This window comes from Paractinoplanes lichenicola (assembly GCF_016785085.1).
GTDB lineage: Bacteria > Actinomycetota > Actinomycetes > Mycobacteriales > Micromonosporaceae > Actinoplanes > Actinoplanes lichenicola.
Genome location: NZ_JAENHO010000004.1, coordinates 605,616 through 619,454 on the forward strand (window position 1 = coordinate 605,616; position 13,839 = coordinate 619,454).

The 13,839-nt window shown below is 71.9% G+C and carries 19 protein-coding genes; 9 read left to right on the forward strand and 10 right to left on the reverse strand.

Translation table 11 applies throughout. From position 1 onward, the window contains the following. Positions 1 to 49 precede the first annotated feature (49 nt). Positions 50 to 745 carry an alpha/beta fold hydrolase gene (locus JKJ07_RS16360; RefSeq protein WP_202992376.1) on the forward strand — a complete coding sequence of 232 codons (696 nt, stop codon included), beginning with the start codon at positions 50 to 52 and terminating at the stop codon, positions 743 to 745. 63 nt (positions 746 to 808) lie between these two features. Here the strand turns inward: JKJ07_RS16360 and JKJ07_RS16365 are convergent, their stop codons facing one another. Further along, on the reverse strand, positions 809 to 1,165 hold the full coding sequence (locus JKJ07_RS16365; RefSeq protein WP_202992377.1) for a hypothetical protein: 357 nt from the start codon (positions 1,163 to 1,165) through the stop codon (positions 809 to 811). 117 nt (positions 1,166 to 1,282) lie between these two features. On the opposite strand from JKJ07_RS16365, the gene JKJ07_RS16370 reads away from it, so the two are divergent. Beyond that, the gene (locus JKJ07_RS16370; protein WP_202992378.1) at positions 1,283 to 3,991 is read left to right on the forward strand and encodes an AfsR/SARP family transcriptional regulator; all 2,709 of its coding nucleotides are present in this window, start codon (positions 1,283 to 1,285) and stop codon (positions 3,989 to 3,991) included. A gap of 10 nt (positions 3,992 to 4,001) precedes the next feature. On the opposite strand, the gene JKJ07_RS16375 is transcribed toward JKJ07_RS16370, so the two are convergent. Continuing rightward, on the reverse strand, positions 4,002 to 4,664 hold the full coding sequence (locus tag JKJ07_RS16375; protein ID WP_202992379.1) for a TetR/AcrR family transcriptional regulator C-terminal domain-containing protein: 663 nt from the start codon (positions 4,662 to 4,664) through the stop codon (positions 4,002 to 4,004). Positions 4,665 to 4,737: 73 nt separating this feature from the next. Between JKJ07_RS16375 and JKJ07_RS16380 the strand changes: the two genes are divergently transcribed. From JKJ07_RS16380 to JKJ07_RS16395, 4 genes are all read left to right on the forward strand, one after another. After that, entirely contained in the window at positions 4,738 to 5,310 is a 573-nt protein-coding gene (locus JKJ07_RS16380) for a hypothetical protein (protein WP_202992380.1), read from the forward strand. 117 nt (positions 5,311 to 5,427) lie between these two features. Continuing rightward, entirely contained in the window at positions 5,428 to 5,772 is a 345-nt protein-coding gene (locus JKJ07_RS16385) for an ArsR/SmtB family transcription factor (RefSeq protein WP_236029003.1), read from the forward strand. Beyond that, a complete protein-coding gene (locus JKJ07_RS16390; protein WP_202992381.1) occupies positions 5,769 to 6,203 on the forward strand; it encodes an SRPBCC family protein in 435 nt (144 codons plus the stop codon). The genes JKJ07_RS16385 and JKJ07_RS16390 overlap by 4 nt, the downstream gene beginning before the upstream one ends. Next, entirely contained in the window at positions 6,200 to 6,784 is a 585-nt protein-coding gene (locus tag JKJ07_RS16395; RefSeq protein ID WP_202992382.1) for a maleylpyruvate isomerase family mycothiol-dependent enzyme, read from the forward strand. Before JKJ07_RS16390 ends, JKJ07_RS16395 begins: the two co-directional genes overlap by 4 nt. A 16-nt stretch (positions 6,785 to 6,800) precedes the next feature. On the opposite strand, the gene JKJ07_RS16400 is transcribed toward JKJ07_RS16395, so the two are convergent. The 3 genes from JKJ07_RS16400 to JKJ07_RS16410 form a co-directional block, all read right to left on the reverse strand. Then, positions 6,801 to 7,037: a hypothetical protein gene (locus JKJ07_RS16400; protein ID WP_202992383.1), complete on the reverse strand. Its 237-nt coding sequence runs from the start codon at positions 7,035 to 7,037 to the stop codon at positions 6,801 to 6,803. Between the two features lie 84 nt (positions 7,038 to 7,121). Beyond that, entirely contained in the window at positions 7,122 to 7,973 is an 852-nt protein-coding gene (pdxY, locus tag JKJ07_RS16405; RefSeq protein ID WP_202992384.1) for a pyridoxal kinase PdxY, read from the reverse strand. Then, positions 7,970 to 8,656: a magnesium transporter CorA family protein gene (locus JKJ07_RS16410; RefSeq protein ID WP_202992385.1), complete on the reverse strand. Its 687-nt coding sequence runs from the start codon at positions 8,654 to 8,656 to the stop codon at positions 7,970 to 7,972. Before JKJ07_RS16410 ends, pdxY begins: the two co-directional genes overlap by 4 nt. A gap of 176 nt (positions 8,657 to 8,832) precedes the next feature. On the opposite strand from JKJ07_RS16410, the gene JKJ07_RS16415 reads away from it, so the two are divergent. After that, positions 8,833 to 9,294 carry a DUF427 domain-containing protein gene (locus JKJ07_RS16415; protein WP_202992386.1) on the forward strand — a complete coding sequence of 154 codons (462 nt, stop codon included), beginning with the start codon at positions 8,833 to 8,835 and terminating at the stop codon, positions 9,292 to 9,294. On the opposite strand, the gene JKJ07_RS16420 is transcribed toward JKJ07_RS16415, so the two are convergent. Next, a complete protein-coding gene (locus JKJ07_RS16420) occupies positions 9,295 to 9,957 on the reverse strand; it encodes a TetR/AcrR family transcriptional regulator (RefSeq protein WP_202992387.1) in 663 nt (220 codons plus the stop codon). It abuts the gene before it with no gap. A 105-nt stretch (positions 9,958 to 10,062) separates the two neighbouring features. Here JKJ07_RS16420 and JKJ07_RS16425 point away from each other — a divergent pair, with 105 nt between their 5' ends. Continuing rightward, positions 10,063 to 10,977, forward strand: a complete 915-nt coding sequence (locus JKJ07_RS16425; RefSeq protein ID WP_202992388.1) for an SDR family NAD(P)-dependent oxidoreductase — start codon at positions 10,063 to 10,065, stop codon at positions 10,975 to 10,977. 66 nt (positions 10,978 to 11,043) lie between these two features. Then, positions 11,044 to 12,198, forward strand: coding sequence for an outer membrane protein assembly factor BamB family protein (locus tag JKJ07_RS16430; RefSeq protein ID WP_202992389.1), 1,155 nt, complete (start codon positions 11,044 to 11,046; stop codon positions 12,196 to 12,198). On the opposite strand, the gene JKJ07_RS16435 is transcribed toward JKJ07_RS16430, so the two are convergent. Genes JKJ07_RS16435 through JKJ07_RS16450 form a run of 4 tightly spaced genes read right to left on the reverse strand, consistent with a single transcriptional unit; the run spans position 12,172 to position 13,824 of the window. Further along, the gene (locus tag JKJ07_RS16435; RefSeq protein ID WP_202992390.1) at positions 12,172 to 12,489 is read right to left on the reverse strand and encodes a hypothetical protein; all 318 of its coding nucleotides are present in this window, start codon (positions 12,487 to 12,489) and stop codon (positions 12,172 to 12,174) included. The genes JKJ07_RS16430 and JKJ07_RS16435 overlap by 27 nt on opposite strands. A 59-nt stretch (positions 12,490 to 12,548) precedes the next feature. Next, a complete protein-coding gene (locus JKJ07_RS16440; protein WP_202992391.1) occupies positions 12,549 to 13,367 on the reverse strand; it encodes a hypothetical protein in 819 nt (272 codons plus the stop codon). Next, entirely contained in the window at positions 13,322 to 13,648 is a 327-nt protein-coding gene (locus JKJ07_RS16445) for a DoxX-related protein (protein ID WP_202992392.1), read from the reverse strand. The genes JKJ07_RS16440 and JKJ07_RS16445 overlap by 46 nt, the downstream gene beginning before the upstream one ends. Then, the gene (locus JKJ07_RS16450; RefSeq protein WP_202992393.1) at positions 13,597 to 13,824 is read right to left on the reverse strand and encodes a DoxX family protein; all 228 of its coding nucleotides are present in this window, start codon (positions 13,822 to 13,824) and stop codon (positions 13,597 to 13,599) included. Before JKJ07_RS16450 ends, JKJ07_RS16445 begins: the two co-directional genes overlap by 52 nt. Between the last annotated feature and the right edge of the window lie 15 nt (positions 13,825 to 13,839).

Sequence of the window (13,839 nt, forward strand, 5' to 3'; positions counted from 1 at the left end):
CCGCGCCACCCGGTGCACGAGGCCGCTTTCCGGAGGTAGCTTCGCGGGCGTGGAGTCGCGGATGATTCGCGTACGGGATGTGGAGTTGCACGTCGGCGTGACGGGCAGCGGGCCCGACGTCGTCGTGCTGAGCGGTGGCCCCGGGTGCGTGCACTATCTGGAGCGTGACGACCTGGCGCCGCGGGGACACCGGGCCTGGTTTCCGGAGCCGCGCGGGGTCGGCCGGTCGGGTGGCGGCCCGCACACCATGGCGGAGGCCATCGCCGACCTCGAAAGCATCCGGGCGGCGGTCGGTGTCGGGTCGTGGATCGTGGTGGGGCATTCGTGGGGCAGCGATCTGGGTGTGCGCTACGCGGTCGAGCGTCCGGAGGCCGTGACGGCGCTGGTCGGCGTGGCCGGTCGGGGACCTCAGCGTGATCGCACGTGGACCGACGCGTACGAGAAGGGCAAGGGCACGGAACCCGCGGTCGAGATCGCTTGGGACCCGGGCGTGCACGCGGCCCTCGGCGAGTCGTTCACCGACTGGATCCATCGGCCGGAGCTGTGGCGCTCGCTGGCCGGCTGCGAGGTGCCGATGCACTTCATCGCGGCCGCCGACGACATCCGCCCGTCATGGCCGCTGGCCCAGTTGGCCGCCCTCGTCCCGCACGGCCGCTTCTCGACGGTGCCGGGCGTCCCGCACGACTTCTGGTTCACCCACCCCGGTGTGTGGACCGAGACCATCACGACCGCCTGCGCCGGCTAGGGGCTGTGGAGGGCCCGGCCCCGCGAGACTTCGGGGCCGGACCTGTTCCGCACCGGGTGGGCGTCAGTTCCAGAGAGAGACCTGCAGTCCGGGGCAGTTGTTGAAGCAGTAGACCTCGGCCCGGTAGGTGGCGTAGACGCCGCCGATCGTCCGGTACACCTGCCCCGAGGTGGACGTCGAGTAGACGATCCGGTTGTTGGTCACGTCGCGGATGTCGAGCCGGTAGCTGCGGCTCTGCACGTTGTAGGTCGCCACCGTCACCCGCCCGCCGTTGGCCGTCACGTTGCCGGTGCTGCAGTGGCTGTTGCCCGGCTGCACCGTGCACGACTCCGTGTAGGCGAGCGCGGTGCCGGGCGTCGCCACCAGCATCGCGGCCGTGGCGGTGGCACCTGCGACTGCGGCCTTGATCGATGTCCTCATTGCTCCTCCTCGATGGACGACCCGTGTCGTACGGGCCCGCCCAGCCTGCAAGTCGGCGATTGTCGGGGAGTTGCTTCCGGATTGCATCGGGTGGGTGCGCGTGTTTCGCTCGACGGCGTGGACAGCCGCTCGGACGATCCGGCGCCCTGGCGGCTGCTGGGTCCCGTGCGGTGGCAACCGGCCGAAGTGGACGTCGACCTGGGGCCGGCCAAGCAGCGCTGCGTGGTCGCGGTCCTGCTGATGACGCCGGGCCACAGCGTTCCGGTCGCCACGCTGGTCGACCGCGTGTGGGGCGAGCGTGCGCCGCGCACAAGCAACCCCATTGCCCCGTACGCCGCTCGCCTGCGCCGGCTCGGCGGTGCGCTCGGCCTGCTGCGGTTCGCGTCGGGTGGTTACCGCATCGAGGTGCCCGCCGACGACGTCGATGTGCACCGCGCGCGACGCCTGGTCACGGCCGCCCGGGAAGCCGCCGGCGACGAGGGCGCCGTGACCCTGCTGCGGCGGGCCCTGGCCGGCTGGGAACCGGTCGCGCTGGCCGGGCTGACCGGGGCGTGGGCGGCCCGGGTCCGCGAGACGTTGCAGCGCGAACGGCTCGACCTGATCGCCGAGGCGGCCGAGGCCGAGGTGCGCCTGGGCCGCCCGGAGGCGGTGGTCGACCAGCTCCGGACGGTCGCCGCCGAGCACCCGACGACCGAACGGCTGACCGCGGTGCTGATGCGGGCGCTGCACGACAGCGGCCGGGTGGCCGAGGCGCTGGAGTGCTACGCGCGGCTGCGCTCGGCGGTGGCCGACGAGTTCGGCAGCGAGCCCGGCGCCGCGGTGCGGGACCTGCACGTCGAGTTGCTGCGCCGCAACCGCCGGCCCGGCGCGGGCCCGGGCGTTCCCGATGCCGCCGGGCCCGCCCAGCTGCCGTCCGATGTGGGTGCCTTCACCGGCCGCGAGGACGAGCTGTTCCGGCTGGACGAGGCGCTCGCCGACGACCGTCCGGTGGTGCTCTCGGGCACGGCCGGCGTCGGCAAGACGGCCCTCGCGGTGCACTGGGCGCACCGCGTACGGGATCGGTTTCCCGGCGGTCAGCTCTTCGTCAACCTGGCCGGTTTCGGGCCGGACGAAGCCGTCGTGCCACCCGAGGAGGCCCTGCGCGGCTTCCTCGAGGCCCTCGGCGTGCCCGGCTCGCAGGTGCCCCGGGAGCTGCCCGACCGGTCGGCCCTGTTCCGCACGCTGGTGGCCGGCCGCCGCCTGCTGATCATCCTGGACAACGCCCGCGACGCCGACCAGGTGCGGCCGCTGCTGCCCGGCGGGCCGGGCTCGGTCGTCGTGATCACCAGCCGGGATCCGCTGCTCAGCCTGGTCGCCCTCGAGACGGCCCGGCCGCTCGCCGTCGGCCTGCTCGACCCGGCCGCCGCCCGCGCGCTGCTGTCCCGGCGGCTGGGCGCCGCGCGGGTGAACGCCGAGCCCGAGGCGGTGCGGCGGCTCACCGCGGCCTGCGCCCACCTGCCGATCGCGCTGGCCATCGTGGCGGCGCACGCGGCCAGCCGGCCTGACCTGCCGCTGGCCGCCCTGGCCGGTCAGCTCGGCACCGGCGACGGGCTCGACCTGCTCGACGGGCACGACGCCAGCAGCAACGTACGGGTGGTCTTCTCGTGGTCGTACCGCACTCTCACCCCGGCTGCGGCCCGGCTGTTCCGCCTGCTCGGGCTGCATCCCGGTCCGGAGGTCACCGAGAACGCGGCCACGAGCCTGGCCGGGGCCGGCGCCGGGCCGCAGCTCGACGAGCTGGTGCGGGCCCACATCCTGGCGCCGACGCCGACGGGCCGCTACGAGCTGCATGACCTGCTGCGGGCGTACGCGGGGGAACTGGCCGGCGCCGACGAGCCCGCGCCGGACCGCCGGGACGCCCTGCACCGGCTGCTCGATCACTACCTGCACGGCGCCTGCATCGCGATGCGGCTCAATCACACGCCTTCCCCGCTGACCCCGCCGCCCCCGCAGCCCGGCGTGGTGGTGGACGAGATCGCCGACGACGCCGCCGCCCTGAGCTGGCTGATGGCGAACGACCCGGTGCTGACCGCGCTGATCCGCCGGGCCGGGCCGGCCGGCTTCGACGGCCACGTGTGGCGGCTGGTCCGGGCCCGAGACCACTTCGCCGTCCGCCGGGGCCGGTGGAACGACCTGCTCGAGCTGGACGACCTCGGACTCCACGCGGCAAGACGAACCGGTGACCGTACGGCGGAAGCGCAGTTGCTGCGCAGCCTGGCCCGCGCGCACCTGATGCGGGACCACCACGACGAGGCCCGGCGACACGCCTTGACCGCGGCCGGCGTCTTCCGCGAGCTGGGCGATCGCACCGGCGAGGCGCAGACGCATCACTTCCTGGCCGACGTCCACGGCCGGATGGGGGAGCAGCGGACGGCGCTCGACCACGCCCGCGCGTCCTTGCGGCTCTACGAGGCGGGCGACGACCCGGTCGGCACGGCCCGCGCGCTCAACGCGGCCGGCTGGTGCCACGCTGTGCTGGGCGAGCACGGTCTCGCGGTCGACCATTGCGAGCGGGCACTCGCGCTGTTTCGCGCGGCCGGCGATCGCGACGGCGAGGCGGCCACCCAGGGCAGCCTCGGCTACGCCCGCGAGCACTCCGGCGATCCCGCGGCGGCGATCGGCCACTACGAGCGGGCGGCCCGGCTGTGCCGCGAGATCGGCGAACGCTTCTTCCTGGCCGACACCCTGACCCACCTCGGCGACTGCCACTCGGCCCGGGGCGACGCCTCGGCCGCCCGGGCCGCGTGGTCCGAGGCCCGCGACATCTTCGCCGAGCTGCGGGTCTAACCGGTCGAGGTCAGGCCCTGTCTCGCAGCCGGGGCGGGGCTGCGGCAGGGCCTAGGCGGGCGGCGATGCCGGCGATGACGACGCCGAGCTGGCGCTCGAACCGGGACTCGCCGTCCTGGCGGGCGTGGCCGCTCTCGGCCACCAGGGGTGCTCCCGCGCCGATCCGGCGGTCGCGCTCGTCGGGGGCGTAGCGGGCGGGGTCGGACTGGGCCCGCTCCTGCTCCTCGATCACGAAACCGACCACGAACGCGGTGACCAGGTCGGTCGCGTCGGCGGCGTGCGCCACCGAGACCCCGGCGGCCGTCCAGCGCCGCAGCCACGGCTCCTGGGCCTTGAGCACCTCGGCGTCGGTGATCAGGGTGCCGCTGAAGGTGCGGGCGCCGTCGCGGTGGGCGAGATATTCGGTGCGCAGAGCATGAGCGTACGAGATCAGGTCGTCGTGCCAGGAGGCGCCGGCGGGGCGGCCGGTGAGCGCCCGGACGACCCGCCGGTTTATCTCGGTGCCCATCTCGTCGAGCAGATCCTGCTTGTTGCGCACGTGGTAATAGAGCGCGGGGGCCTGCACGCCGAGCCGAGCCGCCACCGCCCGTACGGTCACCGCCTCGATGCCGTGTTCGTCGAGCACGGCCAGCGCCGCCGCCACCACCCCGTCGCGGGTCACGCCCTTGGCCACGTCGCGACCCTACCGGCTTGACGATCTAACTAAGTTAAGCCACGCTCTCGTTTAACTAAGTTAAGGAGTGTCCGTGGTGCCGGAAGACCTGACCGACTTCTTCGTGGCGAGCGCCGGAGTGGCCGGCGCCCTGATCGGGCTGCTGTTCGTCGTGCTGACCGTGGCCGAGCCCCGCTTCGCCGAGAACGAGCAGGCCGCGCCCCTGCATCGGGTCCGCGCCGGGGCGGCGCTGATGTCCTTCATGAACGCGCTAACGGTCAGCCTGTTCGCGCTCGTGCCGGGCGAGCGCCTGCCCTGGGCGGCCGTCGTGGTCGCCGTCGCCGGGCTGCTGTTCGTCCTGGCCACCCTGCTGTCCCTGGCCCGCCTGCGGGTGCTGCTGTCCCGCCGCGTCCACGAGGCGGTTTTCTTGGTCGGGCTGGCGGTCGTCTTCGTCTGGCAGATCGTCACCGGGATGCGGCTGGGCGGTCACCCCGAGCAGGAAACCCTGGTCAGCACGCTCGCGATGCTGGTGGTGGCCTGCTTCGTCATCGGCGTCTACCGAGCCTGGGACCTGGTCGGCGGCCCGTCCTTCGACCTCGGTCGCGAGGTACGCGCGCTGCTCCGGTCCCGTAAGGACGCGGATGGGGGCTCGCCGACCCGTTCCTGACCGTCTCGGGGCAGCGCGCGCGGTTTCTCGGTGCGGACGCCATCACCCCGGAGATCGCGGCCGGCCCGGAGCTTACTCAAGTTGACGCTTGATAAAGCATCTGCTTGGGTATGGGTCATGAACGCCATCGCCGAGGATCAGCTCGATGTCTTGTTCACGGCGCTCAGCGATCGCACCCGGCGCGACATCGTCGTGCGGCTGAGCGCCGGTGAGGCGACGGTCAAGGAGCTCGCCGAGCGGTACGCCATGAGCATGCAGGCCGTGTCGCAGCACATCCAGGTGCTCGAGCGCTCGGGCCTGGTCAGCCGCGGGCGGCATCGGCAGACCCGGCCCTGCCGGCTCGAACCGGCGCGGCTGGCGGTGGCGGCCTCCTGGATCGAGGAGAACCGGCGCATGTGGACCGAGCGGATGGATCGGCTTGAGTCGCGCCTGGCCCGCCTGCAAGAGGGCGAGAGCCGGTGAGCGACGACGAGCTGGTCTACGAGCGTACGTTCCAGGCGCCGCGCGACCTGGTCTGGCGCTGCCTCACCGAGCCCGCCGAGCTGGCGCAGTTCTGGGGTCCGCGGGGGATGATCACCCCGGTCGACGGCATCGTCGTCGAGCTTCGGCCCGGTGGCCGCTTCGAGACGCTGATGGTCGGGCCGCAGGGCAGCTATCGGATGGTCGCCACGTTCACCGAGGTCGTTCCGCCCGAGCGGCTTGCCTGGACCGAGCCGGCGAGCGGGATGCACACCATCAGCACGCTCGCCGACCTGGGCGACGGCCGGACCGCGGTCGTCATCCGCCAGCGGCATGTGCCCGAGGCGGCGCGCCGGCCCGAGGCGCAGGCGGGCTTCCGCACCTCCCTCGACAAGCTGGCCGAGCACCTTCTGACCCACGGAGACCGATCATGACCTGGGTGGCACCGACCTACCTCAGCCTGGCCGACCTGCTGGCCGACGCCCCCGCCGAGACCTGGGACGCGCCCTCGCTGTGCGAGAAATGGCTCGTCCGCCACGTCGTCGCGCACGTGACGATGCCGGTCCGGCTCACCCCCGAGCAGTTCGGCGCCGAGATGGCGGCGGCCGGCGGCGACTTCGCCGTGCTCTCCGACACCGTGGCCGTACGGGATGCCGCGCTGCCGGTCGACGACCTGCTGGCCCAGCTGCGATCGCCGCAACTGCACGCGTGGCTGCCACCAGGCGGCGGCGCGCCGGGCGCCCTCACCCACGCCGTCATCCACTCCCTCGACGTGACGATCGCGCTCGACCGGCCCCCGGCCGCGCCGCGCGAGGCCGTGATCGCTGTTCTCGACCTGCTCACCGCCGCCGGCGGCACGCTGTTCGGCGTCAACCTGGCCGACGTCCGGCTAAAGGCCACCGACACCGACTGGAGCCACGGCGCAGGCCAGCCGATCCGCGCCGACAGCGGCGCCCTGGTCGCCCTGCTCGGCGGCCGCGCGCTGCCCGACGGCCGCTCGCTTCCCCGGAGCTGACCCGGGGCGTACGGGGTCAGGGGGTCGCCGGTGGGTCCGCGCTCGGGCTCGAGTATCCGCGGCGGGCGAAGTCCGCGGCGACGTCGTCGAAGACCGCCACCGCGAGACCCGGGCGAGCCGCGGCCTCGGTCAGCGGCAGCTCGACCTGTGGGTCATAGCCCGCCAGGCCGGTCGTTTCCTCGACGAGCCGGCCGAGGTCGTAGAGGGCGCGCACGACCCGCTCGGCGTCCGCGCCCTTGTACCAGTACGGCACGTGATGCCCGCCTCCCCAGGGTTTCGAGGGCGTCCTCCCACGACTGTCCGGCGGGCTTGTCGAGGAAAGTCAGGTCGTAGCTCATCAGCGCAGCCGGCGGCTGGTCAGGCCCGCGGGCGGGTGAGCGATCACGTCTTGGGCCGCGATCAGTTCGAGTTCCCGGGTGCCGGCGGCCAGTGTTGCCTCCAGGACGGCGAAGATCGAGGAGACCGTACGTTCCAGGGCCGTCGACGGCGATTTTGTCGTCCACAGGTGGGCCAGGTAGAGGGCCGCCGTGATGTCGCCGCCGCCGTTGGGGGTGATCGGCAGCAGGGGAGTGGTGACCGCCCAGGCGCCCTCGTCGGAGACGGCGACCACGTCGACAGTGCCTTCCGGGGCGTCGCCGTGCACGACGCTGGTCACCAGCACGTGCCGCGGACCGGTTTCCCGTACGACGTCGACCGCCGCCAGCACCTCGTCGAGCGTGGTCGTCGTGCGGCCGGAGAGGAAGTCCAGCTCGAAGTGGTTCGGCGTGATGATGTCGGCCCGGGGCACCACGACGTCGCGCATGTACTGCGGGATGCCCTCCTTGACGAACAGCCCCCGGCCCACGTCGCCCATGACCGGGTCGCAGCAGTACACGGCGTCGGGGTTGGCCGCCTTGACCCGCTCGACGGCGTCGAGGATGACCGCGCCCACCGCCGGGTCGCCCTGATAGCCGGAGAGCACCGCGTCGGCCGTGCCGAGCACGCCACGATCCTCGATGCCCGCGATCACGTCGGCCACGTCGGCCGGCGCCAGCAGCGGCCCGCGCCAGGCGCCGTACCCGGTGTGGTTGGAGAAGTGGACGGTGAACACCGGCCACACCTCGTGCCCGAGACGCTGCAACGTGAACGCCGCCGCCGAGTTGCCGACATAGCCGTACGCCACCGAGGACTGGATGGAGAGGATCTTCACCCGCCCATCATGACGTCCGGTGGTTCCGCCTGGGCGGCCGACCGCCACTTGTCCAGCTCGGCCTCGTGCGATCCGGTCTCGGTCGCGCGGACGACCTGTTCTTGTGCGGCGGTCAGCGGCGTCAGCGGCCACACCGGCGTACCGGGCCGTTGGTCGTAGGCGTGCCACTGCCACGGACCGTCGAAACGCCACGCCCGGCCGTGGTGGTCGGCGACATCCGCACCGAGGTTCAGGAAGGCGTACGGCCGGAACAGCAGTTTGACGGCCATGGGGATGTCGTCGTCCGGGTCGAGGCCGGTGCCCTGCTCGACGGCGTCGGCGATCTCCGACACACCCCGGCGCAGGACGACGATCTCGCGCCGCGGACGGGGAAGCCGGCCGGTCACGAGCGGCGGGTCGAAGCTTTGCACCTCGATCACGTGCACCACGGTGGGCTCGATGCCGACCCGGCACAGCGATCCCTCCAGGAGCATCTCGGCGGCGGGCTCGGTGCTGAACAAGTCGCCGGTCCCCTTGCCGACCGCGACGGCCCCGTTCCACTCGAACCCGTCGGCGTCCGGGTCGGCCCGCCACCATGGCCACCGCAGCGACACGTCCCAGCGGGAGACGCCGATCACGCCGGCCTCGGTGAACGGGCAGGAAATCTCCAGCACATCACCCGTACGGAGTTCGATATCAGCCACGCCGAAGAGTGTGCACCAAGGTGGTGGTCAGGCAGGTTGGCCTCCTGGGCCGCGTCGATCGGCGGGGTGCGCGCCGCCGTGGTGTTTCGTCGGGGCGGCCGGGGTGGCGGTCGTCGCGTTCGGGATGCTGGTCGTGCTGGAGAACCGCCGTCAAGCGGGCCTGGCAAGCTAGGTGGATGGAGTCGGTCTGGGACTATCCGCGGCCGCCGCGCCTGGAGCACACCGGCGCGCGGATCACGGTCGTACACGCGCAGCAGGTGATTGCCGACAGCGAGCGGTGCTGGCGCGTGCTGGAGACGTCGCACCCGCCGGTCTACTACGTGCCGCGGGAGGACGTCGCCGACGGGGTGCTCGAGCCGGGCGCGGGGCGCTCGTTGTGCGAGTTCAAGGGCGTGGCCAGTTATTGGGACCTGGTCGTGGGTTCGGCGCGGGTGCGGCAGGCCGGCTGGTCGTATGAGCACCCCGTGCCCGCGTACGGGGAACTGGTTGGTGCTGTTGCTTTTTATCCGAGCCGCGTCGACGAATGCCGGGTGGCCGGTGAGCTGGTGCGGGCGCAGGAGGGCGACTTCTACGGCGGCTGGATCACCGCGGACATCACCGGGCCGTTCAAGGGCGCCCCGGGGACCATGGGCTGGTGACTATCGGGGCAGCACGCCCAGCAGGGTCGCGGTCAGGGACAGCCGCAGGGACTCTTGCAGCGGCAGGTGGAAGCGGGCCAGGTCGGGTTCGGCCTCGTAGGCGGCCCGCAGGCTGGGCGGGGGAGTGCTGTAGGCCGACAGTGAGCCGGCCAGCACCATCGTCTGCAGGCTGAACAGGGCCGCGGTGTCGCCCAGCTCGGGCAGGTGCTGGCCGAGCAGGTCGGTCATGGTGGTCAGGCGCTCGAGGGACGCGCGCTTGTAGCGGGCGACGACCTCGACGGAGACGTTGTGCTCCAGCACGCTGCCCTGGGCGCCGAAGAGGTCGCACAACACCACCCGACCGGCGAGGGAGCGGCTGAGGATCTCGGCCACCGCCTTTGCCCGTACGGGCATGGGTTGCTTGTCGTCGACGCCGGCGGCCAGGTCGGTGGCCAGTTCCGCCAGCCACTCCCGCAGGAACAGGTCGAGCAGTTCGAGCAGCACCGCCTCGCGGGACTCGAAATAGCGCAGCACGTTCGGCTTGGCCAGGCCGACCCGGCGGCTGAGCTCGTTGAGGGTGACCGCGGCCACGGGCATCTCGTCGAGCATCGCCGAGGCCATGTCGAGGATGGCCCGCCGGCGGATCTCCCGCTGCTCCTCGGTTCGCGCCCGCTGGAAAGTCACGATCACCACCCTAACTTAAGTACCTCCGGTACGTTGACAACGTACCGGGAGTACTTTAGCGTCGTTTATGCAAGATACCTTCGGTACTTTAGTTGGGGAGACGACATGAGCGAGAAGTGGACGACGGCGAACATCCCGGATCAGCGCGGGCGGGTGGCCGTGGTGACCGGGGCCAACACCGGATTGGGGTACGAGACGGCCCGGGCCCTCGCCGAGCGGGGCGCCTCGGTGGTGCTCGCGGTGCGCGACGTCGACAAGGGCCGGCAGGCCGCGGCCCGGATGACCGGCGACGTGACAGTGCAGGCGCTCGACCTGACCTCGCTCGACTCCGTGCGGACCGCGGCGGCGGCGCTGCGCTCCCGGTTCGACCGGCTCGACCTGCTGATCAACAACGCGGGCGTCATGTACACCCCGCAACTGACCACCCGCGACGGCTTCGAGATGCAGTTCGGCACCAACCACCTCGGCCACTTCGCGCTCACCGGGCTGCTGCTCGAGCTGATGCTGCCGGTGCCCGGCTCGCGCGTGGTCACGGTCAGCAGCACCGGCCACCGCATCCGGGCCGCCATCCACTTCGACGACCTGCAGTGGCAGCGGTCGTACAGCCGGGTCGGCGCCTACGGCCAGTCCAAGCTGGCCAACCTGATGTTCACGTACGAGCTGCAGCGCCGGCTCGCCACCCACGGCACCACCGCGGCGCTGGCCGCGCACCCCGGCGTCTCCAGCACCGAGCTCGCCCGCAACACCCCCGCGTTCATGCGGCTGCCGCTGACCTGGCTGGCGCCGCTGATCACCCAGACCCCGGCGATGGGCGCCCTGCCCAGCCTCCGCGCCGCCACCGACCCGGCCGCGCTCGGCGGCCAGTATTACGGCCCCGGCGGGCGGGGCGAGGTCATGGGCCACCCGCGGCTGGTCACCTCCAGCCCCCAGTCGTACGAGGTGGCCCTCCAGCAGCGGCTGTGGACCGTCTCCGAGGAGCTGACCGGCGTCAAGTTCCCCGTCCTGACCGCCGCGGTGTAGCCCGACCGGGTGAGCGTCCCGCCCGGCAGCCGGTCATCCGGGGCGTTCGTCCCTACGGTGATCTTCGTGCGTCGTCATCTCGCGGTTGTCGTGGCCGCCGCTCTCAGCGTGACCGCCGGTCAGGTTCCCGCCGCGGCGGCGACCCCGGACGTGTGGGGGCAGGCCGCGGCCCACGCGACCGGCGACTTCTTCAACCCGGGCGAGACCCGGCTGACCCCCGCGGTCGCCGGCAAGGTGAAGCCGCGCTGGACCGTCCCGCTGGCCGAGGCGAAGTGCGCTACCCGGGCCGTGCCCTTGGTCGGCGCGAACCGGCTGGTCACGGCCGCGTCGTACCGGATCAGCGGCTACGACGCGAGCACTGGCGCGCTGGCCTGGCAGACCCCGGCCACCACTAAGAAGACGAGCATCAGCCTGGCCGCGATCGTCGGCACCCGGCTGGTCGCCCAGTCCCGCGACTGCCGCTCCGGCCGCACGTTCCTGGCCGCCCACGACGTGACCACCGGCAAGGTCGTCTACTCCAAGCGGATCCCCGAGACGATGTACAACATGGTCGTCGACCAGGGCATCGTGGTCGGCGGCGTGTGGGACGCGACGATCAGCAAGTACGCCGTACGGGCGTACCGCATCGCCGACGGCTCGCGGGTCTGGGCGCGGGAGGGCTCGATCGGCGGCGAGACGCTGTCCGCCAGCGGGAAGGTGCTCGTGGTCGGGGACACGTCGACCACCGCGGTCGACGTCACGACGGGCAAGTCGGCGTGGCCGGCCGGGACGGGCTGCTACACGCCGATCGGCGCCTCACCCGACGGCAGCAAGTTCTACATGCGCTGCGACCCCGACGGGCTGATCCGCAGCGTCAGCGCGGCCACGGGAGCGGTCCTCAAGACGTTCCCGAGCCACGGCGCCACGTTCGGCTTCGCCACCGACGGCGAACGCATCTACCTGCACAGCTTCGCCGGCGCCATGCTGGCCATCAGCGCCGACGACGGCCGCAAGCTGTGGTCGGCGCCGTTCCCCGAGGACGCCCCGATCCGATTCGCGATCGGCGGCGGCGTCGTCTACGGCTGGCGGGACAAGGACCGCCCACTGGCGGCCTTCGAGGCCCGCACCGGCCGCCCGATCCCGTTGCCCGCCGCGACGACGGGCCTGCAGTGCGAGCCGATCGTGGCCAACGGCCGCCTGTACGGCCGCACCGAATCAACGGTGATCACGTACGCCCCGTGATCGGATTTCCAGGGCGGTGCCCGGGCGGAGGAATGCGCCGGTGAAGGTCATCGAGTGCCCGGTGAGACCGCCGCTGACCGAGACCGTTTCTCCGTCGCTGACGGTCACTTCCAGCGGCCTGCTCCGTAGCCAGTCCATCCGGGCCCGTACGACGTGCAGACCGGCGGGCACCTCGACACGGGCGGTCGCACCGCGCCTGAGTCGCGCGACGGGCCGGCCGTCCACGAGGAACGTCATGCGACGCCCGAGCCCGCCGGCGTCCATGGCGCGCTCGACACTCAGCCACGGCACGTGGCGCACCCCCTCAGGTTGAGTCCCGTGCCGTACCCGTGCCGACCGGTGAATCAAACTCACACGCACGGGCCGGTTGGGCGGACCGCTGACGGTATGAAAGTCAGTTCGAGGCCGTCCTTGGACGTGCGAACCGTGCGTTGTCTGCTCGGCAGGTAGTAGGCGGCCCAATCGCCCTTCTCACCCAGATAGAAGGCGTAGAAGACTGCGTTCTTGTCCCGTATGCAGACTGGGTCGGCGTGCACGTCGAACGTCAGGGTGCGGGCGCCGGCCGGTATCGGATTTCCGGCGATCACCTGCCGGGCCAGTTCCACCATCCGGCGATTCGCGAACTGCACCATCGCGTCGTACGAGAAAGCGAACAACGCGACCCACAGCAGCACGAGCGCCCGTCGGCGGGCCGGGGTGCCGGCGTGGCGATGCAGCAGGGCTGTGATGCAGGCGGTGACGATGACTCCTGCGGTCACGGCGACTGTCGTCTTGATGAACGGCCTGCTCAACAGGATCGGCGCCTTGGTCAGGCCGAGCAGCGCCGGCCCCAGCGCGGCCACGACGGCGACGCTGATCCACAGCGTGACCACCGGCGTGGTCTGCTGCAGAAACCAGGACAGCGCCGCGCTGATCACTGCGAACACCGCGATCAGCATGGAGATGAACAGTGCCAGGGCGACCGCGGCGTGGGCGATGATCCGGCGCTGGTCGATGCCGACGTCGCCGGGCGAGATGCCGAACGCCCGGTAGAACGCGTCATAGCCGAGTGCGACCAGGCTGTAGACGAGCCCGCCGACGACGGCGAACACCACTGCCACGTTGGTGAGGAAAACCTGCAAGGTCAGGTTGAGACCGGTTGGACTTGCCGTGTCTGTTTCACCGGGCATGCCGTCATTGTTCGCAGACCGGGCCGGGCATGGCGGCGCTGCGTCAGCGATCGGACCGAGACCCGCGCAGGGATGGCGTTGGTGGCGATGAGGGCCCAGAGCACAAGCACGGGCTGGAAGAGCAGGCGGATGGCGCGGGCGGTGTCGGTGTTGAGGCCGAAGGCGTCGCGATGTTCGGTGAGCTGGGCGATGTTGCCGGGCAGGATGGCGACGAAGAAGGCTGCCGTGGCTACGCCGACGAGAGCTCGGTAGGGCTGGCGCCAGGTGGCCAGCAGGGCCACGGCCAGGAGGAAACGGTCAGGCCGGAGGCGAGGACTACGACGTCGGCGTCGAGCGGGAGCCAGGACGGGACTTGCGCGCGGAATTCCGTACGGGAAAAGGTCATGTGGGCCGTGCCGGTGAACAGGAGCACGGCGCCGAGCAGGAATTGGGCTGTGGCGAGGGCCGCGCGCTGCATGGAGAACCACCGTAC